Consider the following 19,544-nt stretch of genomic DNA (forward strand, 5'->3'; position numbering starts at 1 on the left):
ATATAACAAATATTCTCGGCGTTATCGCTTAATTCGTCGTGGTTTGCATTGCCCACGCCGCCACCGTGTCATAGGCAGCAGGACAAGGATCGCCTTCACTCAAAACGACAAATACCGGACGAAGCACTTCGGGACTGGATGGCGCAGAACTTTCCGCCGGCTGAACCAAGCAGTAATTAATCGGCCGTGTTGCCTCGGAACCTTCGCTGTTCACAGCTTGAAATGAGCCTGACGTTTGTAGGACATCCAGCCGGCGACCATCGGGCTCCATTCGCAGTTTCACCACTTCAGAGCCAGCTGGTTCAGCCACTGACCGGTTCTTGCTCACGGCATCCAGAATTTCACCCCGCCATTTGTCATTTTCAGCCTCTGCAATCGGCTTCTTCTCATCAATACCGTGGCGAAATGGCAGCAAGAATTCATCTGCCGAAGCAAACTGCGTCGCGTGATATGCAGCACCGTTGAATGTTCCCATCCGCTGAATCCCCTGCCAGCTCTTCTCACCGATGGGGACGTCGCTTAACGACGTAAGGGTCCATCGGTCACCCACCGGAATCCGAGGCCCCTTCGCCAAATCGGGAGCGCGAAGTCGCATCGGTTCCGCAGAACCTCCGATAGCTACTGGCTGTGCCAAGTGCTTGGCACTAAAGAGACCGCCATCTCCAATGCCGCTACGTTCGGCAACAACAATGCCACCACCAATAAGGCCTAGACATGCCACTACGGAGAACGCTGCAAGGGCTTTCTTCCGGTTCTTCGGATTGCGAACCTCGACGGCACCACCATTTAGCGCAGCAATGAGATCGCTAATAAACGCATTGCAGGATTCGTAGCGTTCATCGGCGTCAACCGCCAACGCCTTGGCGAAGACCGAATCAACTACCGCACCGAGGTTGGTAACCGGTCGCTTACCGCAGTGCAATTGCCGCGCACTGGCCGCGTCAGTAGCTGGAAATGCCTTATATCCCTGCAACAGCTCGAATATCGTGCACGCAAACGCATACTCGTCACTAGCTGCACTAATGCAACCCTTAGTGAAGATCTCTGGCGCCATGTAGGGCAATGAGCCGGCAACACGATTGGTCACGCCAACACTGTCGATTTCAGTGGCGGTTGATACACCGAAATCCACAAGCGTCGCGCTTAACACAAGCCCCGACGAATCTCGCTCTACGACGATATTTGATGGTTTTACATCACCATGAATCACCGCTGGTTCGTGCTTTGCTAGCCGATCTAGCGCGGTAGCAATCTCCACACCAATCGACATGACCTCGCTCTTATCGAAAGTGCGCGGCGGATATTCGGCCAGTTCAGCGCCCAACGAATTACCGCTAATAAGAGTCATGGTGAACCAAAGCAGGTTCCCGGCTCGCCCGCCATCGAACACGGTCACAACGTTGGGAACGTGAACAGTGGCTGCGATAGAAACCTCGTTCTGGAACAGTGCCTCCATTCGCTTAGAAGCACTGGCCTCTTCCGGCAGTGGGACGATTTTCAGTGCTTCGTTTCGGCCCAGCTTGGGATTTCGTACTCGAAAAACAGTCCCCATATTGCCGGCACCGATGAGAGCTTCAACCTCGTAGCCCTCAAAAATATCGCCTACCTGGGGAAGATTAGTCATCGGTTCCGTTGCCCAGACCCATCGAGATTACCCACCATAATCTGAATCCCAGACTCAGAGCGGCAATCATAATTAGGCGAAACTTCTTGGCATTCCATCGTCAGTGGCTGACCGTCATACTCAATCTCGATTGTCGTCTGCTTTGGCAGTGTTCCTTGCTCTTGCCGCTGTTTACTGAGCGCCCGCACTACCTCGTAATATGCTTCACAGTCCATATCGGAGCCCTGGTTTGACCAGGCACTCTGCAGCATCGGGCACGTCGGATCAACGGTCGACGCTAAGACCTCTGGGTCTACGAACCGATCGTCGGCAGGCGGTGCGATTGTAGTCGAGGTTGGTTCCTGATCATCGCCCACATAGTAGGACGGCGAGACTTCCACTTCGGTGCTTTCAGTGGTTTCAAACAACCCGTCGGCGTTATCCTGCTGGTTAGAGCGGAAATTTAGGATCCAGACCACCATTGCCAGGATGACGACAACCAGAATGGCGAGCACGAACAGCAGAATCTTCCGATTTCGACCATCAGTATCGGAATTTGCACCGCTGTCAATGTCATCGACGCCCGGGATTAGAGTGCGATCGTCGGTCATCAGTTATCTCCTTGGCTGACAGAAACCTTCATCATCGTCGTGCGAGCAGCCGAAATCTCTTCCTCATTCATCACACCAATGCGCACGTGGGATTCGATTGAGCGACCCGATGGAACGTGAGTGCCTTCCACGGTAATCATGCCGTCTGCTGCTACAAAGAACTTAACCTGAATTGGCTGACCCTTGGGCAACGGCGGGATACCTGTCAGCATAGATTCCGATCCACTAATGATGTCATTGAGAGCGACATCTTCGGATGGAACGTCACTGGCCTGCTGATACAGCGTCAAATCTACTTCCTCTTGGCCATCAGCTACGGTCGAATACTCCCGGACCACCGGCTCAGACAGGGGAATCATGTCATTCTGGTTGACCAGATAGTCGATGTACGGGTTGTTCAGATGATCGACAACTCGAATGCCAATCGACTTTGGCAATACATTTGCCACCTTCTTCTCCGACAGCGCGGCTAGCTGCCCGGCGTCAATCCCTGTCTCAGCCGCGATCTGCGCAATTGACTGCTGTTGGACAGCAGGGCTGGACTCAGCATTAACCACTCCCCCGAGCTTGCTGATCATCGCAGCAAGGGCAGCACCCTTAGCAACGGCTAGATCAGGCTCAACCAACAGTGGCTTCTTACCCGTCAGACGCTCCACCAGTTTGGTTACGGCGGTCATTCGCGAAGATCCACCCACCAGGATGACCTCATCAATTGTCAGTCCCGGCTCCTTTTCCTTTGCCGTCTCCAATACACGGGTCAAAGGAATCTCCGTCTGCTCGAGCAATGGCGCCGTGACACGCTCCAAGTCTTCGCGGGTAACGGCAATCTTGGCGCGGGAACCAGAGTCACTGGCAAGTCGCACAGTGGCGCTTTCCGCATTACTCAGCGCCTCTTTACAGTTCACCGTCTGCTCATGCAACTTAGCGACGAAGGTCTCATCGTTTTCCGCCTCCTCGTCACCAGTCTGCTCAATGAATTTATCCAGGATAAATTCACCAAGCGCCTTATCCCAGTCAGCACCGCCCAGTCGAGCATCACCGTCGGTGGCAATAACCCGGAAGGTGTTGTCAATCCCCTGCACAATCGTGGCATCGAATGTACCGCCTCCGAGGTCATACACCAGCAAGGTCTTGTCCTTTAGAGGCTGCTTGGAGTCGTAGTAGAGGGCCGCAGCAACCGGTTCTGCTACCAGCTCCAACACATTGAAATTAGCAATCTGCCCTGCGTTGCGAGTTGCCTCGCGCTCCTTCGCACCAAAATATGCCGGCACAGTAATAACTGCCGAAATCTCGTCGTCAGCTGCTTCGTCTGGAACCAACGAGCGCAAAATCAATGAAGAAATCTCCTCCGGGGTATACGCCTTCCCGCTGAAATTCCATTTCTTATCGGTGCCGATGCTCCGCTTCACCAGCTCGATGACGTCATTGGGGCTGAAGAGCTTCTCTTCACGTGCCAGCTTTCCGACAACGGTATTGGCCTTCGATTCAAACCACACCACACTTGGTGTCGACAGATCTCCGTCGAGGTTTTCTTGAATGACAGGAACACCCAGTGAGTCCACGTAGGAAATTGCGCTATTGGATGTGCCCAGATCGATGCCGTAAATACGTTCAGCCATGATTTTTCTCCTTATTCTGAAATCTGTTGGATTCTTGACTTCTTTTGCCGTGTCAGCGCTCTAGTTGTGTGCTGGCCGGACTCGAGCTGTGCTCTGTTCAGACTCGAGTTTTGGCCTAGTTGCCGCTGTGCCGGTACACCGTGACCGGCGCCTTGGCCACCACAATTGGACTGGTAGAACTGGTGAAGGTGTAGTAGTGCGAGATTCGTCGTGATGGCGCCAGCGTGCGGTGCAGCGCGGGGTTATCCGAATCCGCGAATTTGGTACGACGGTGAATTGAAGAATCAAAGGCATCGCCCACCTTCGCCTCTGTAATTGCCACTCCCATGGACTGAAGCGCATCTGCGATCGAGTCCTGCAGGAAATCCAGGGTCGAATACAGGTCACTGCCATCAGTTTCGGTAGTTTCTTCGAGCCGCGAAAGGTCAGCGCAAATCCCGTCATGGATGGCCGCCAACTTTTCCGCCAGCGGCATCAACTGGGCGTACCAACGACGATCAGTCAGCGCTTCCAACTCTTCACTTTGAGAGCGCAATACTGCGTTCATTGTGTCCAGCCGTGTTTGAATCAAATCCAACTGCTTTACGACGTTCCCGGCCGCAACACCTGCGGTACTTTCAGCATCCGTTTCTGGGAGCTCTTCCACTGTCGCGGGAGGAAAATCCTGCTGGGCTGGAACTCCTTCCGCGGTGTCTTCATCATGGCCAAACTCGGCACCACCAAATTCAACACCGTCAAATTCGACGTTCTCAACCTTGGACCATGCAGCTTCGTCGGTGTCTAGTTTTGGATCTCCGGAATACTCGACCGGCTCCTGACCTGTGGTATCACCATTGTCGACCGTGCCCCGGGGGCCGAAGGACTCATCAAAATTCGGCAGCGGGGCGAAATTATGCGCTCCACCGAAGTCAACCTCCGGATACTTAGGATCTCGTTCCTGATACTCATCAGCACGACCGTCTGAATGTTTAACCGACCTTTTATTTTCATCCTTTTTGTTATTAAAGAACCCCATTTTTATATTCCTTCCCCTTAGCGAATAGATAGGCAATCGACACAAATGTAATGATAAATATAGAAAATAGAACCCATCCTAATTCATAGAAATTATCATTTATAACCCCCATGGCAATGAAATATACGATTCCAAAAACAGCAATCCATCGTTTTGCCACTCGCTTCTTTACCAACGCCCACAAGATACCGACAAAAATAGCCAGAACCGGTACAGCAATAAATCCATTACCCTCCTGCATGAACTGCACTATTAAACCGAGCACAACAAATGGAGAAAGAAATCGTAATAACTCCTTGGCAATCGCATCCCCTTCACCGGCATGGGGCGTCTTAAAATCCGATTTTCCCCTTCCGGTATCAGCCTTCAAGACATCGTCTCGATTGACGTTTTGAAGGACGCGATTCTCAATTGTCGAATCGGAACTAGAACAGTAGGCTCCCTCAGCAATTTGCAATTCTTTACGAAGTCTCGTTGGGTCCAGCGACGATTCGTCGTTAAGCAGACCGAAAGTATGTCGAGTCACTAAATCCGCTGGATCATCGACTGCTTGCAACCTTCGAATAAGACCGGTGCGGGTTTCAGCCTCTGGCGAGCCGGTACGAAAACTCGCACCGATGGATTTAGTTGCACTCTTCAGCATGTCGCTATCGATCGGTTTGCCGTCAATAAAGCCTTCGGACTGTTCACGAAAACCGTTCGCAATGACATCTGCAATCGACCGAATGTCGGTATTTGCACTACTGGCCTCATCAAAGGCCGCCCAGACTCGTTTCTCCGCGTTGTTCGTCGGACCAGTCTCAATTTCCTGGCTATCTTCAACGTCGACGTATTCACGGAGCTCCATGCGGTTAGACGTTGGAACCAATATCCGATCAAAGAACTCTTCAAGCCCGTGCTCGGTAATCGCTTTTCCGCTGCCCTTTGCATACGGCTTCAAGAACCCCTCTTTAACTGCCTTCATCTGCACATCAGTGAAGAAGTACTGAGGACGCTGTACTCGTTTGAGAACAAGTCGAAAAGAAACACCGAACTTCTTTCGCACTGCGTCGACAAAATCTTCGGTGTGCAGCTCATCGATAATGTCCAGTGCGCGCTGGGACTGCTTACCGAAGAACAACAGGTCTCGAATTAAACGGACACGCGCTTCCCAAAAATCCGAGGAAGAGGCATCTCCGCCCATGGGAATGTCAGCAATCAGCTGAGCTAACTTGGCGCCCGTTGGCACTGCGCCTGGTGAAAATAGATTTCCAGCTAGGTTGTCTCGAACTGCGGGATTCAGACTCACATCTGCTCCTGAATCTCACTGATGCGAACACGCTGTTCTGGAGATAGGCCTGTCATAAACCGCCTGGCGGGATCTACTGCGATAAGCCATCCGGGGTCTACATGCTCCGGCAACAGTCGAATCATTGCCCTAGCAGGGCGTCCCGAATCAAGCGCGGAGACAGTTGTCAGAGTCTCTCCGTTGACGTTGGTGTCCTCTCGTTCTTCAAGTTCATAGGCAGTGCCGTAGGTGGAAAGCGCCTGCTTCATCTCTTCAAACGCCGCGGCAGTGTTGTAGTCGAATGCGGCGCGAGCGTAGATGTATTCCACTAGGACTACGAGAGCGAAAAGGATTAATGCTTCGAGCGAAATAAGGACGCTTTTAGACATAAGCGATGCTGCGGTGACTGCCAGCACCGTGATAATGAGGCCGGGAATCCAACTAGTCTGATTTCGCAAGAACCACATCGCAAACCCCATGGCGAATGGAATCAACATCGCCGTATCTGGATATGGCCCACTATTGATGGATTCCAAAATTCCGCCAATTATGAATCCGGCGATAATGAGTACGACTCGAAACATCCAGGGTGCCCACCAAACAAAAAATGGCGGAATGATACGACCTTCTTGATCTACACCAACACGGTTTGGAATAATTCCTTGATCCTCCAAATCACCGCGCCAACCTTTAGTACGATCTGGAACACCCTTCACAATATCTGTGGTTTTTGAGAAGTAGCTTTTGGCCACATCTTTCAGCTGTTGGAGGTTCATTAAACGGTTCTTTCCCTCAATCTTTTGTCCAACGATTAATTCGCTGAACCCGACAGGATTTAGTTAAACCTGCACGGGTAGTGAAAGTCACCGGGAGAACTCCCGTACCGCTTCTGAGGCCTCCGCTATAGCGTCGTCAAGCAGATGAAGAAAACGCTTATTCGGCGCTTAACTCGGAGGTTTTTAACGCCCATGACATCCCAGTTTCATTCAAAGCACGTTTTAGCTGTGGCAGCCGCCGCTGCTACCCTGACTCTGGTTGGCTGCTCAGGTATGCCCACTAACAACGCTGTCCCGGAGTCCCCCGCGGTGGTGACAGTTACAGAAACGTCCCCTGCTTCTGATGCACAATCCGAAACTCCTAGCTCGATTGAGAGCTCGACCGGGTCGGAAGAGCCAGAGCAGGAATATGCCAACAGTTCGCAGGATAAGAATTCTCCCAACAGCGAACTTTCAGACTCGGATGCCGACTCCGGTGCAGTAACGCTGAATAGCTCGATGGAGCTGACCAAAATTGGCGGCATGGAGCCCGGCAGTGCCAAGCGCCAAAACGTCAAGATTGACGCAACTGCTCACCAGAAAGAATTGGGCGGCTTCGACACTGCTCGGATCACGCTTCCCTTCGAGGGGGCCAATAGCCTGTTGACCTATCCCCTGGTTGATGGCGAAGCAAACGCGAGGTTGCTGTGGAATTTCAGCCAGTCTGGTGGTACGGAAACCTGTGAAAACAAGGTGGATGTCTACGATTCTGAGGGCAAACCGACTGCAAGTGCCAGCGCAGGTGTGACTGGACAACATACTCCTTGCCAGATCGTTCGCCGGTTTGGGGAGAAGGCCTACGCAACATTTACAGAACCCGGTGAATACATCGTTGCTGTGACAGCTCAGCAGCCAGGATTCGAACCAATCACAATCGCACAGAAGGTGAAGGTAGTCGGTTAAAAATGAACGCTCACGAACCCATCGATCCGTGGAATAGCAACCAGTCGGGCACTTCCGAGAAAGTGTCGGAGAGAGCTTCCGGCACTAAGTCCGGAAAGAGTAAACCTTTGACGCTGCCGCTCATCCTCGGCGCAGTCGGAGTGATTGTTGCCGGCGCGGCGGGGTTTGCCATGGGCGGTAAGAATGCTGAGTCCGAACTTGCAAGCGCGAGTGAAGAGATTTACTCGTTTCAACAGCAGGCAGAGGAGCGGGAAAGCGAGCTGCAAGCAAAGATTGATGAGCTGGAAGAAGCAAACTCGGAATTGGAAGACAAGAACACCAATTCCGACCAGGCCTCCATAGCCTCCTATTACTACAAAATGGCGCTCAGCTGGCTTAACGTGTGTGATGCTGGCGACTACATGCCGGAAGAGACTCACGCTGTGCCGACTAGCGTGAAGGACTTAGGTATTGGCTGTGGCTACAACTTTGAAGATTCCAATGGAACAATTCTCATTCTTGTTGGTGGAGCAGACGAAGACGCCCAGTCTCGTGCATCTACCATTAACGACCAGGACGGATACCTAGAAACCATCCGAACCGGGCATATACAGCTCAATGTGTGGGTATCCAATTCTGGCCCGTGGGATGATGCCGAACAACTGTCAACAGATATCGCCGACAATGTCAGCCATGCCGCTAAGCAGAATATGGCACAGGACACCGCAGGACAATAAATAGCGTCCCTGCCATAAACGCCCATGAACCCCCGCTCACTAGTGAGCGGGGGTTCATGGGTTACGTGGGGGGCCGATGATTCACAAAATCTACGGTGCCGATTAGAAAACTAATTGTTCACGCGGTCATCGTCATCGTCGTCATCAAAGTCATCGTGATCATCGTCGTCCATGCCATCGTCACGGTCATCATCCGTGTCATCAATGTCATCGCGATCATCGTCCAGCTCCTCAGTCGACGTCACCATAGTGGTCTGGACTGGAGTCGTATCGGATAGGTTCGCCCTTCGCCACCGAGTCGAGAGCGCAACTGGATAAGAACAGGTTTCAGGAGCTTTCCCCAAAAGAATCAGATCCAAACCAGAACCCCTCCCCGGCTAAGGTCAGCACCCATTGAGCTGCGAAAGAGAACTGATACTTGACTATCTTCACTGGTCACGCCACATATCTTCACAACTATTCGTTTCTGATAAAAAAATTTTGCAAAAAGCTACGCAAAAGTGACCTAGGACACTTATTCTTACTGTAAAAGAAACTAAATCGGCAGTCCTACCGATGAGGTTTCGCCTGATTAGGCCTCTCCGAAGACCACAGGACATGAACCACGGAAGATGAGTGACTATGACATCTAATCCACAGACCTCGATTCTCAATAAGGTGCGCAAAGCTTCGCGAGCTACCTCGGACCTCGTTCTCGGACTCGCACCGGTGACTCAGGCTGGCGTCCTCGGCTCGATGGGGCCCGGCGCGGCTGGTAAGGCATTAAGTTCCATCTACCGCTGGGACTTCCTGCCAGCTGGTCTCCTCGGCATTGCAGCCGGCCGCGATCCGCACCACACTGCGATTATTGATGATGGCGGCTCGCTGACCTACGAGGAGCTGCACGAGCGCTCCACTGCCCTGGCGCGAGCACTCCGTCACGGCGATATTCAGCAGCGCGACCGCATCGGTGTGCTGGCTCGCAACCACCGCGGTTTCATTATGGCTCTGTGTGCCCACGGTCGTCTCGGCACCGACCTGGTGCTGCTCAATACCGGCGCCTCCGCCGAGCAGACTCTGGCCGTAATTCGTGAACAGAAGATTGACTTCCTGTTCATTGATGAGGAATTCACTCACATGCTGCCGGAGGACTTCGATGAGTGCCCGGTCGCCGTGTCGTGGTTTGAAAACTACGGTGACACCTCCTGCGTTCGCGAGGGCTGGACCTCCATGCAGGAGATGCTGAAGACAGCACCGCCGGCAAAGTGGCCGACCGCCGAGCTGCCAACCCGCCCGCGCCGTGGCCGCGTTATTATTCTGACTTCCGGAACCACCGGCACTCCAAAGGGTGCCAAGCGTCCGGAGCCGCGCAGCTGGATGCCGGCATCTTCCATCATGAGCCGAATTCCTCTGCGTCAGCGTCGCCCGGCTTACCTTGCGGCTCCGCTGTTCCACACCTGGGGATTCGCGACTGCGCAGCTGTGCATCGCACTGCGTTCCACCATGATTATGCGCCGCAAGTTCGATCCAGCCGACAGCCTGCGCATTATCGAGCAGCACTCTCCGCACACCATCTTCCTGGTGCCGACCATGCTGCAGCGCATGATTGAGATTCTCCCGGACAACTACGACATCGGCGCGACATCGCTAAAGGTCATCGCATCCTGCGGTTCGGCTATTCCAGAGGGAATTGTCACCAAGACCCTCGAGCGCTTCGGGCCGGTTCTCTACAACCAGTACGGTTCCACGGAGGTCAGCTGGGCAACCATTGCTAACCCGGATGAGCTCAAGGCAAACCCAACCACAGCTGGTCGCGCACCGCTGGGCACTCGTGTCCAGATTCTCGACGAAGACGGCAACCGCGTCGCCGACGGCGAGACCGGTCGAATCTTCGTCGGCAACAACATGTTGTACGAGGGCTACACCCGCCCGGGCGCGGACAAGCAGGTCATTGACGGCATGGTCTGTACCGGTGACCTGGGTCGCATGGAAAACGGCTTGCTCTACATCTCCGGTCGCGAGGACGACATGATTGTCTCCGGTGGCGAGAACGTCTTCCCACGCCAGACCGAAGATGCACTCAGCCAGCTCGAGGGTATCCGCGAGTGCGCAGTCGCAGGTGTCCCGGATGAGCGCTTCGGTCAGGCCCTGGTCGCCTGGGTTGTCCGCGACGACTCCCCTGAGGGCCGCGCCCTGACCAATGAGCAGATTCGCACATACGTCAAGCAGCGCCTCAGCCGATTCGCCGTTCCGCGCGAGACCGTGTTCCTCGATGAACTGCCACGCAACGCAGTCGGCAAGGTGGTTCCTCGCCACCTGCCGAAGCCGTGGGAGAATGTCACCGAGGAGAAGGTGGCTTAGGGCGCAGGGACCGTCGTAAAGCGAACGGCAGACACGAAAAGGACGCGGTAAAAACTTCCGTTATGGAAGTTACCGCGTCCTTTTTGCGTGTCCTAGGAAGAACTAGAGCTGATTAGCCAGCGTTCAAAACACCGTAGTCCGTGACGGGCTCACGGAAAATCTCTTCGCCGTCCTGGGTCACGGTTACCGCATTCGGAGTGACGGTATACGTGTAGCCACCATTTTTCGCGACAGCACGGTTCCCGGAGAAACTATCTACTGTGTACGCATCCGGGGTATCCGAAATCTCACCGAAGTCACCAATGTAATGGCGCTGCTGGCGGTTATTGGAGTTCTCACAAATCACGGCCTTACCCGAAGAAGTCTCCGCCAACACACGCGCGTAATACCCACCCGAGCAGCGAGCGGTACTGCCAACCCAACCTTTGGCATCGATATCATCGCGATTCATACCGAACGCGCGAAGACCAAAATTTCCCCGCTGCGTAGTGGTAGGAGCGCTGCTCTCCGGCTGCTTCGTCGTTTCCGGCTCGACGGTCTGGGTATAGGTTTCCGTGTACGTCTCCACCGGCGCCGGGGACGCAGTGCTTGACGACGAGTCCCCTGCCGCAACCGTATCGGGAGACTGCGGGGAATTATCGGAGGAATTATTCAGGTAGTACGCGCCACCGATACCGGCGACCGCTGCAAGTGCGACACCGACGATGCCCAAAACCACGTACAGACCGTTGTTGCTCTTCTGCTCAGGTACCGGAGCCTGCTGATAAGCCGGATACTGCTGGGGTGAACCTCCCTGGTTCGGCCCCTGCGACTGGTACTGGTACTGAGGCTGGTACTCGTCTTGAGCCCCACCCTGCGGCTGCTCCCAGGCAGATGTTGCATAACCGTCCTGCTCCCAATCCTGCGGGGAGGACGAACGCGGGTTGTACTGGTCGGTCATCGCTAAATTCCTTATTACTTCAGAGCCACACTTGTGCTCGGCCAATAACGTGGTGGCTTGCGACTTCGCCCACAGCGGAACTTGCCACTACGTATTTTCCATTAACACTATGCGTTGCCCAGCGTACCCTGCTAGAAGCTAGCACTAGCTCAGAGTGGCACTTTGTTCTTGAAGAAATTGACGTAGTTCCGATCGGAGATCTTTCCCAGCATAAACTCTGGCTCCAACCCGAACATCGACCAACGAGTCTTCGTTGACCAGGACAGAGACTGAGGTGTCGTAGTGCGGTGGTAGCTAATTTGGTAACCGTCAGTGTGAACTCGAATCTGTGTGTATCCACCCGGATAGCCGAGTGCCGCACCCCGCTCACAGAAGTCCGTATCCCCGTAGTCAGCGATACCACGGCGGCTGCGGTGCGTATGACCAGCGAACACGCCTTTGGCACCCGGCGTGGCGGCCAGAATCTCCTGAAAAATCTTGGCCTGCTGCGCCTCGACCATGAATGCCTCACCACCGAAATGCGAACGCACCGCATCCTGAGTAAACGGGTGATGCGCAAACAAAATTGTCGGACGCTCTGGATCGTCTGCGAGTTCGGCACGCAATGCACGCATCTGCCGCTCATTAATACGTCCACCTGCATAACCAAACTCGGCGGTATCAACACCGATGAGGCGCACTTCGCCGACGCGAGTCGACCAGTGCTGCTGCGTCGGCACAAGACGCTGGCTGAAGTAATCCGGAACCGCGGTCTTGCCTTTGCGGATTCCGCGTCCCCGGAAACCATTGATATTGGGTAGCCCGGGCGGGTGCACATCGTGATTACCACGGGTGACAAACCAGTTTTTCCCAAACTCACCGAAAGTATCCAAAACCCTGATGAGTTCGTCATACTCCTCAGGGCGGTTGCTATCCGTGCAATCGCCATTGATGACGAGAGTGTCTAACCCGGCAGCCTTTACCGTGTCCACCAGACCCTGCAATTGCATAGAGGCAAAAGGCTGCTCTCCCGGACCGGAGGAAAGACCGAGGTTGCCAATGCGAATGCCGTCATGATTGGGCTTACCAATGTGTGTGTCATTCGTCAGCGCGAACGTCGCCAAATGTGCACCCTCCAGCGCTGGCAGAGTGCTTACGACGCCTGTCTTCTCCGGTGCCGTTTTGCTCATGGTGATATTCAGCGACGGAACCGCGCGACAGTTGTGTGACCAGCACTCAAAGCGGTACTCCCGTCCCGGCTCCAACCCGTCAATGACCACATGGTGGTAGCCCGACTCTGAGTACCCCTCGTGCACGAGCTCTAACTGCGTTGAATCCGCAGGACCAAGCAGCACCCGCTCATCCGAAGGAACGGTCGGCTTAATGAAGCCATACGCTGTCTGCACTCCCGGAGCATATGTTGCCCATGTAAATGCCACTGACGTGTCTGTGACAGTGATGACCTCCAAGTCGCTAGCCAGTACCTGCCACGACTTGGAATCCGACTGGGTAAGCCCCAGACCCGACGTGACGTACTCAAGGCCGTACGCTCCCGAGGTTTTCGCGACGGCCATTGAACTTGCAGCAAGAGTTGCAACAGAGAGGTAGGCCCGGCGGGAAATGCTCATGGCAAATAAGCCTAGAACCTAAAGATGAAAATTAGATGAACTCTCCCTCTAATCTCAGAAAAATAGGAACGCAACGACAAGAGACACACGGCCAAAACAGCGCAAAATAAAACACCGCCTACCAAGTCATGGCAGGACGGTGTTTTAGGAAAATGTGGCTTGAGCATCTTTGTGAGCTTTTACCGGCTCACCAGTATGTAGATTGCTCTGAAACTGTAACTACTTCAGTTCCTTGGAGGACAGGCCCAGGGTGCGGCGAGCAACGACCAGCTGCTGAATCTGCTGGGTACCTTCGAAGATGTCCAGGATCTTGACGTCGCGGGACCACTTCTCCAGCAGGTTACGCTCAGAGTAACCGAAGGTACCTGCCAGCTGAACGGCACGGAGGCAAATCTCGGTGCCTGCACGGCCGGCCTTGGCCTTACACTCGGAAGCTTCCAGAGTGTTCGGCTGCTTGTTGTCAGCCATCCACGCAGCGCGCAGAGCCAGGAGGTATGCAGCCTCCCAATCGGACTCCAGCTTCAGGTACTCAGCTGCAGCAGCGCTCTGGGTGTGTGCCGGTGCATCGTAGTCAATCTCGATGCCAGCCTCTTCCAGGATGCGACGCAGCTCTTCCAGCGAAGCACGGGAGACGCCGATGGCCATACCCGCAACCAGCGGACGAGTGTTGTCGAAGGTCGCCATTGCGCCGGCGAAGGACTTCTTAACATCAATGTCCGGGGAACCCAGCAGGTTCTCCTTCGGAACGCGGACATTGTCCAGGCGGAGCACTGCGGTATCCGAGGAACGAATACCCAGCTTCTCCTCCAGGCGCTCAACGGTGAAGCCCGGAGTGCCCTTCTTCACCAGGAAGGACTTGATGGCAGCACGGCCCTTGGACTTGTCCAGGGTCGCCCACACAACGACGGAGTCGGAACGCTCACCAGCAGTGACGAAGATCTTCTCACCGTTGATGACGTACTCATCACCATCGAGCTTGGCGGTGGTGGAAACTGCGGAGGAGTCAGAACCGAAGGACGGCTCGGTAATTGCCATGGAAGCCCAGGTCTTACCGAAAGCCTCCAGCTGCTCATCGGTAGCAACAGCTGCGATAGCTGCGTTACCTAGACCCTGGTACGGCAGGGACAGGGTCAGACCCACGTCACCCCAGCAGGTCTCAATAACGTTGAGCAGCGAAGCCATGTTGCCACCGTTTTTTACACCGGTGCGCTTCGGCTTCTTATCGTCACCACGTCCACCGGAAGCACCGGAGAAGCCACGGCCACCATCTGCCATGCCGTCCATCATGGAGGCAAGGGTGTCGAGTTCCTTCGGGTACTCGTGCTCAGCGAGATCGTACTTACGGGAAATCGGTCGGAAGATCTCAGCGGCGGCCTGATGCGACTGGGACGCGCCCGCCTTGAGGAACTTCGGCAGTTCGAGGTTAATCATTTTCTTTCCTCTTAATTCTTTTCGGCTGAAGTATCTAGCGGTTTACAGAACGACGACGCCTTCGGCGACACCAATTGCGCGGAGGTCACGGTACCAACGCTCAACCGGGTGCTCCTTGGTGAAGCCGTGTCCACCGAGCAGCTGCACACCATCGGAACCAATCTTCATGCCCTTTTCAGTAGCGAAGGTCTTAGCCAGAGCTGCCTCGCGAGCGAAACCACGACCCTGGTCAGCGCGGGAAGCACCGCGGAGGGTGATCATTCGGAGACCATCGAGCTCAATCTTGATATCGGCGACCATGAAGGCCACTGCCTGGCGGTGGGAAATCGGCTCGCCGAATGCCTGACGCTCGTTGACGTAGGGAATGACGTAGTCGAGAACTGCCTGAGAAGTACCCATTGCAAGCGCGGCCCAGCCGAGGCGGGAACGACGCAGAATGTCGAGGTATGCCTCTTCACGATCCTCAGCAGAGGTGCTAGCACCGCCGAGAATGTTCTCAGCCGGAACCTTGACATCCTTCAGGATGACACGGCCCATTGCGGCACCGCGCAGCCCCATGGACGGGTCAGCCTCAACGTGGAGGCCCTCAGTGTCGGACTCAACGATAACCAGAGCTGGCTTACCCTCGAGCTCAACACCGATGATGAACAGCTCAGCTGCGCCGGCGTTCGGAACGAAGGACTTAACACCGTTGAGGACCAGCGAATCGCCCTCGCGCTTCGCGGTGGTTTCAGGCTTGCGCGCGTCGAAAAGCGGGCGCGGCTCTGCGAGAACAACAGCGGCAGCCGGGACGTTCTCGCCAGCGAATGCCGGCAGGTAGGTCTTCTGCTGCGAGTCAGAGCCGTGAGCGGTCAGGGTGGCAGCGACACCGGCCGGAGCCAGCACAGCCAGAGCCAGACCCATGTCTCCGTAAGACAGAGCCTCTGCGACCAGCGCGTTGGTGGTGACGTCCTCACCTGTAGCGATGCCCTCGAAAGCCTCCGGGACGTTGATCATGGTGACGCCCAGCTCAGAAGCCTCAGAGACGAGGTTCTCCGGCGGAGTTGCCTCGTGGTCGGACTTGTAAGCAGTCTCGCGCAGACGAGACTCAGCGAACTCCTTCACCGTCTCGACGATCATCTGCTGATCCTCGGTCGGGGTGAGGTCGAAGAGCTTCTTTGCCTTCTCCTCGGCTGCGGCCTCCTGTGCAGCCTGGGCTTCCTCAGCCGGACGCTCCGGCTTACCGGAACCGGAAATCTTCTTAAACTGACGATTCGCGGCACCAAGAGTCTTGAAACCGGACTTGGTGGACTGGTACACCACGCGGTCGATCTTTGGCTGAAGGTCGTACTTCTGGGCGAAGTCCGAACCAGTAATCGACGTGATGAACCGCATTGCCGCTCCGATAGCGTCGCGACCAGGGTTATTGCGGCCGACAGTCGAATCTTCGCGGTTCTTCTTCTCGCTCATGTAATCATGGCCTTTCGAGTCAGAACTATTACTGGCATAACAATAAATGAATCACGTGACCGTTGTCACAGGAATTGAAAAAACATTGCCAAGTAACAGAAAACTTTCAGGTTTCTAACTTGTCAGGCGATAACACGGTTAACAACGTAGTTGCGATCAGCGAGCTCACCAAGCAGCGCCTCGGGCTCGAAGCCGTACATCGCCCAACGGGCACGCGCAGTCCATGCAAGCGCATCTTCGCTGCTCAAACGATGGAAATTAACCTGGTAACCACCGGAATAGACATGCAGCAGCGTGTAGCCACCGGGGTATGCCTTGCACGCGCCGGTCTCCAAATAATCAACGCCGGCACCAAAATCACCGCGAGTACGCTTTGCACGGTGGGTGTGACCTGCTCCCACGAAGAATACACCCGGAGCGTCGTTAAGCAGCTGCTGCAAACGTCGTGCATCAGCGCTATTGAGAATGAATATGGGGCCGGCAGCATTTGTCCAGCCAGCCTCGGAAGTAATCGGGTGATGAGCCAGCACAACCGTCGGCTTATTGGGGTCACGCTGCAATTCCCGCTCCAGTGCATCGAACTGCTCCGGGCTAATCTCTCCACCGGACTGATCCAACTTCGACGAATCCAGACCGATGACGCGAACCGGCCCCTGCTGAGTGACCCACAGTTCCTGTCGCGGACGCCCCAGGAGAACACCGAAGGGATCGCGATGATCTTCGATGCCCTCCAAAACCGGGAATTCGTCGTAGCCAGCAGACGGATCGGCCTCCGGCTTATGCGGACGATCATGATTGCCGCGGGTGACAAACCACTGCTGCCCCTGAGCGCCAAAAGTGTTCATAATCTCTGCAAATCGGCGCACCTCTGCCGGACGTGCCTCCGACGTGGCATCACCGTTGATGAAAACCTCTTCAATGCCCATCCCCCGAAGCTCAGCGAGGGCAGCCGTCAACATGACCTCGGGGTACGGTGCGGCACCGGCTTCAGGGAAAATAGGTGCAGGCAAATTGCCGACAACAATACCGTGCCCGTTTTCGCCGATATGCGTGTCGTTGAGGATGGCAATCGTGGTCAGGTACTCCCCTTCCGGAGCGACCAACGTCGTGAACAGTCCAGTTTGCTCAGGTGTATTGGGGAGGTTTCGGGTAATTAACCCCGGCTCGGCGACCAGCCCATTCGATCGACATTCGAAACGGTACGTGGTTCCAGGGCGCAGCTTATCGACGGTCACAAAGTGGTAGCCAACCTGCGTCTCGTCCTTATGTACCACGGGTAGCTCGCCGCCCTCATCGGCATCGACTGGCACTAGCGCAACTTCAGTGTCGGCCGGCGCCAGTGGAGCCAGCTTCCCCCACGCTGGATGTGGGCCTGCATACGTCGCCCACGAAAATGTCACCGACGTATCGGTCACGGTCACGACTTCCAGGTCCGTCACAACAAGGCCGCTGGTCAACCCGGTGAATGGAAACGGCGACTGGTTCGGGGCCGCCGATGCAACTGCTCGCGTCCCGACGCTATTGACGGCAACCGCTACAGCCCCCGCACCCGCTACTGCTCCCAAGCGCAATACGGATCGCCGATCAATTTTCTTATTCCCATTTACCGAATTCACGGGTGAAGAAATTACGGGATAAAAATAATCCCGGTGATAACACCGGGATAACTACACATGAATTCAGTCGCTTACGCTTCCGGCTTCACGATCGGGAACAGCACGGTTTCGCGAATGCCAAGGCCGGTCAGGGCCATCAGCAGGCGGTCAATGCCCATGCCCACACCGGTCGTCGGCGGCATGCCCTGCTCCATTGCGTGCAGGAAGTCCTCATCCAGAACCATGGCCTCGTCGTCGCCGCCAGCGGCCAGTCGCGCCTGATCCTCAAAGCGCTCACGCTGGACAACCGGGTCAACCAGCTCGGAGTAGCCGGTAGCCAGCTCGAAGCCACGGACGTAAAGATCCCACTTCTCGGTCACGCCAGGCTTGGAGCGGTGCTGACGAGTCAGCGGAGAGGTCTCGACCGGGAAGTCGCGGACAAAGATAGGACCGTCGAGCTGGTCTTCACAGAGCAGCTCCCAGATTTCCTCAACCAGCTTGCCGTGGCCCCAGCCGCCCTTCTCCGGAACCTCAAGGCCAATCACATCGGCGATTGCCTTGAGCTCCTCGACGGTCGAGTCAATAGTGACTTCCGGCTGACCAGGGAACTTGCGAGCAAGTGCCTCGTTCAGCGACGGGTACATCTCAATCTGCTTCCACTCGCCGCCAAAGTCGAACTCCGTACCGTCGGCAAGCGTAACAGTCGTCGAACCGAAGACCGCGACGCAGATTTCCTGAATGACCTCGCGGACGGTGCGGGCGGAGTCATCGTAGGTGCCGAATGCCTCGTAGTACTCTAGCATCGCGAACTCCGGGCTGTGCGAGGAGTCGATACCCTCGTTGCGGAAGTTACGGTTGATCTCAAAGACTCGCTCCATACCGCCGACGACGCAGCGCTTGAGGAAAAGCTCCGGCGCGATACGCAGGTAGAGATCGATGTCCAAAGCGTTGGAATGAGTCACGAACGGACGTGCAGCTGCACCGCCGTGCAGAGTCTGCAGCATCGGGGTTTCGACCTCGAGGAAACCGCGACGCTCAAGTGCGTGGCGCAGCTCGCGGATGACCTTGATGCGAGTCAGTGCGTTAGTACGAGCCTGCTCACGCATAATCAGGTCCGTGTAGCGGTGACGCACGCGGCTGTCCTCGGACAGATCAGCGAACGACACCGGCAGCGGACGCAGAGCCTTCGAGGCCATCTGCCACTCGGTAGCCATCACAGACAACTCGCCGCGGCGCGAAGAAATTACGCGGCCAGTAATGAGGACGAAGTCGCCCATATCTACGTCCGACTTCCAAGCAGCCAGGGCGTCCTCGCCGACCTCAGCCTTGGAAAGCATGGCCTGCAGGGTCGTGCCGTCACCCTCCTGCAGAGCGGCAAAGCAGAGCTTGCCGGTGTTACGAATAAACATGACACGACCAATGACGGTCACGACATCCTGAGTCTCCTCGCCAGCCTCGAGGTGGCCCCACTCTTCACGGACATCCTTGAGAGAGTGAGTACGGGGAACCTCAACCGGGTACGGCTGAATTCCAGCCTCGAGCAGGCGGTCACGCTTCTCGCGGCGAATGCGCAGCTGCTCAGGAACGGTGGCGGTGTTTTCAGGGGTCTTCTTCGCGTCAGTCACGGCTATAA

The 19,544-nt window shown here is 55.5% G+C and carries 16 protein-coding genes; 3 read left to right on the plus strand and 13 right to left on the minus strand.

All coding sequences use genetic code 11. The annotated features are described in order from the left end of the window. Positions 1-28 precede the first annotated feature (28 nt). The 6 genes from ADB08_RS06320 to ADB08_RS06345 form a co-directional block, all read right to left on the minus strand. Positions 29-1,624 (minus strand): serine/threonine-protein kinase, encoded by a 1,596-nt coding sequence (locus ADB08_RS06320; RefSeq protein ID WP_016421463.1) that lies wholly within the window; start codon positions 1,622-1,624, stop codon positions 29-31. Next, complete coding sequence (locus ADB08_RS06325; RefSeq protein ID WP_016421464.1) at positions 1,621-2,214, minus strand: hypothetical protein; 594 nt, start codon at positions 2,212-2,214, stop codon at positions 1,621-1,623. Before ADB08_RS06325 ends, ADB08_RS06320 begins: the two co-directional genes overlap by 4 nt. After that, positions 2,214-3,833 carry an Hsp70 family protein gene (locus tag ADB08_RS06330; RefSeq protein ID WP_016421465.1) on the minus strand — a complete coding sequence of 540 codons (1,620 nt, stop codon included), beginning with the start codon at positions 3,831-3,833 and terminating at the stop codon, positions 2,214-2,216. Before ADB08_RS06330 ends, ADB08_RS06325 begins: the two co-directional genes overlap by 1 nt. A gap of 115 nt (positions 3,834-3,948) precedes the next feature. Further along, entirely contained in the window at positions 3,949-4,848 is a 900-nt protein-coding gene (locus ADB08_RS06335) for a hypothetical protein (protein WP_016421466.1), read from the minus strand. After that, positions 4,835-6,136 (minus strand): hypothetical protein, encoded by a 1,302-nt coding sequence (locus ADB08_RS06340; protein WP_049171882.1) that lies wholly within the window; start codon positions 6,134-6,136, stop codon positions 4,835-4,837. The genes ADB08_RS06335 and ADB08_RS06340 overlap by 14 nt, the downstream gene beginning before the upstream one ends. Continuing rightward, positions 6,133-6,891 (minus strand): hypothetical protein, encoded by a 759-nt coding sequence (locus ADB08_RS06345; protein WP_016421468.1) that lies wholly within the window; start codon positions 6,889-6,891, stop codon positions 6,133-6,135. Before ADB08_RS06345 ends, ADB08_RS06340 begins: the two co-directional genes overlap by 4 nt. Positions 6,892-7,083: 192 nt before the next feature. Between ADB08_RS06345 and ADB08_RS06350 the strand changes: the two genes are divergently transcribed. After that, positions 7,084-7,833 carry a hypothetical protein gene (locus ADB08_RS06350; RefSeq protein ID WP_222865188.1) on the plus strand — a complete coding sequence of 250 codons (750 nt, stop codon included), beginning with the start codon at positions 7,084-7,086 and terminating at the stop codon, positions 7,831-7,833. Positions 7,834-7,835: 2 nt separating this feature from the next. Further along, positions 7,836-8,549 carry a hypothetical protein gene (locus tag ADB08_RS06355; protein WP_049171884.1) on the plus strand — a complete coding sequence of 238 codons (714 nt, stop codon included), beginning with the start codon at positions 7,836-7,838 and terminating at the stop codon, positions 8,547-8,549. A 110-nt stretch (positions 8,550-8,659) separates the two neighbouring features. Here ADB08_RS06355 and ADB08_RS11625 read toward each other — a convergent pair whose 3' ends face one another. Then, positions 8,660-8,797: a hypothetical protein gene (locus tag ADB08_RS11625; RefSeq protein WP_160310025.1), complete on the minus strand. Its 138-nt coding sequence runs from the start codon at positions 8,795-8,797 to the stop codon at positions 8,660-8,662. Positions 8,798-9,170: 373 nt separating this feature from the next. On the opposite strand from ADB08_RS11625, the gene ADB08_RS06360 reads away from it, so the two are divergent. Next, complete coding sequence (locus tag ADB08_RS06360) at positions 9,171-10,889, plus strand: AMP-binding protein (RefSeq protein WP_038626623.1); 1,719 nt, start codon at positions 9,171-9,173, stop codon at positions 10,887-10,889. Positions 10,890-11,001: 112 nt separating this feature from the next. Here ADB08_RS06360 and ADB08_RS06365 read toward each other — a convergent pair whose 3' ends face one another. The 6 genes from ADB08_RS06365 to lysS form a co-directional block, all read right to left on the minus strand. Beyond that, entirely contained in the window at positions 11,002-11,829 is an 828-nt protein-coding gene (locus ADB08_RS06365; protein WP_038626626.1) for a hypothetical protein, read from the minus strand. A gap of 149 nt (positions 11,830-11,978) precedes the next feature. After that, positions 11,979-13,436: a purple acid phosphatase family protein gene (locus tag ADB08_RS06370; protein WP_048731772.1), complete on the minus strand. Its 1,458-nt coding sequence runs from the start codon at positions 13,434-13,436 to the stop codon at positions 11,979-11,981. Between the two features lie 219 nt (positions 13,437-13,655). Then, on the minus strand, positions 13,656-14,867 hold the full coding sequence (locus tag ADB08_RS06375; RefSeq protein ID WP_016421475.1) for an acyl-CoA dehydrogenase family protein: 1,212 nt from the start codon (positions 14,865-14,867) through the stop codon (positions 13,656-13,658). 42 nt (positions 14,868-14,909) lie between these two features. Then, complete coding sequence (locus ADB08_RS06380) at positions 14,910-16,316, minus strand: acyl-CoA dehydrogenase family protein (protein WP_049171887.1); 1,407 nt, start codon at positions 16,314-16,316, stop codon at positions 14,910-14,912. Between the two features lie 122 nt (positions 16,317-16,438). Next, a complete protein-coding gene (locus ADB08_RS06385; protein WP_049171888.1) occupies positions 16,439-17,932 on the minus strand; it encodes a metallophosphoesterase family protein in 1,494 nt (497 codons plus the stop codon). Positions 17,933-18,003: 71 nt separating this feature from the next. After that, positions 18,004-19,536 (minus strand): lysine--tRNA ligase, encoded by a 1,533-nt coding sequence (gene lysS, locus ADB08_RS06390; RefSeq protein WP_016421478.1) that lies wholly within the window; start codon positions 19,534-19,536, stop codon positions 18,004-18,006. Positions 19,537-19,544: the final 8 nt, after the last annotated feature.

This window comes from Corynebacterium sp. 239_CJEI (assembly GCF_001055995.1).
In the GTDB taxonomy this organism is placed as follows: domain Bacteria; phylum Actinomycetota; class Actinomycetes; order Mycobacteriales; family Mycobacteriaceae; genus Corynebacterium; species Corynebacterium jeikeium_D.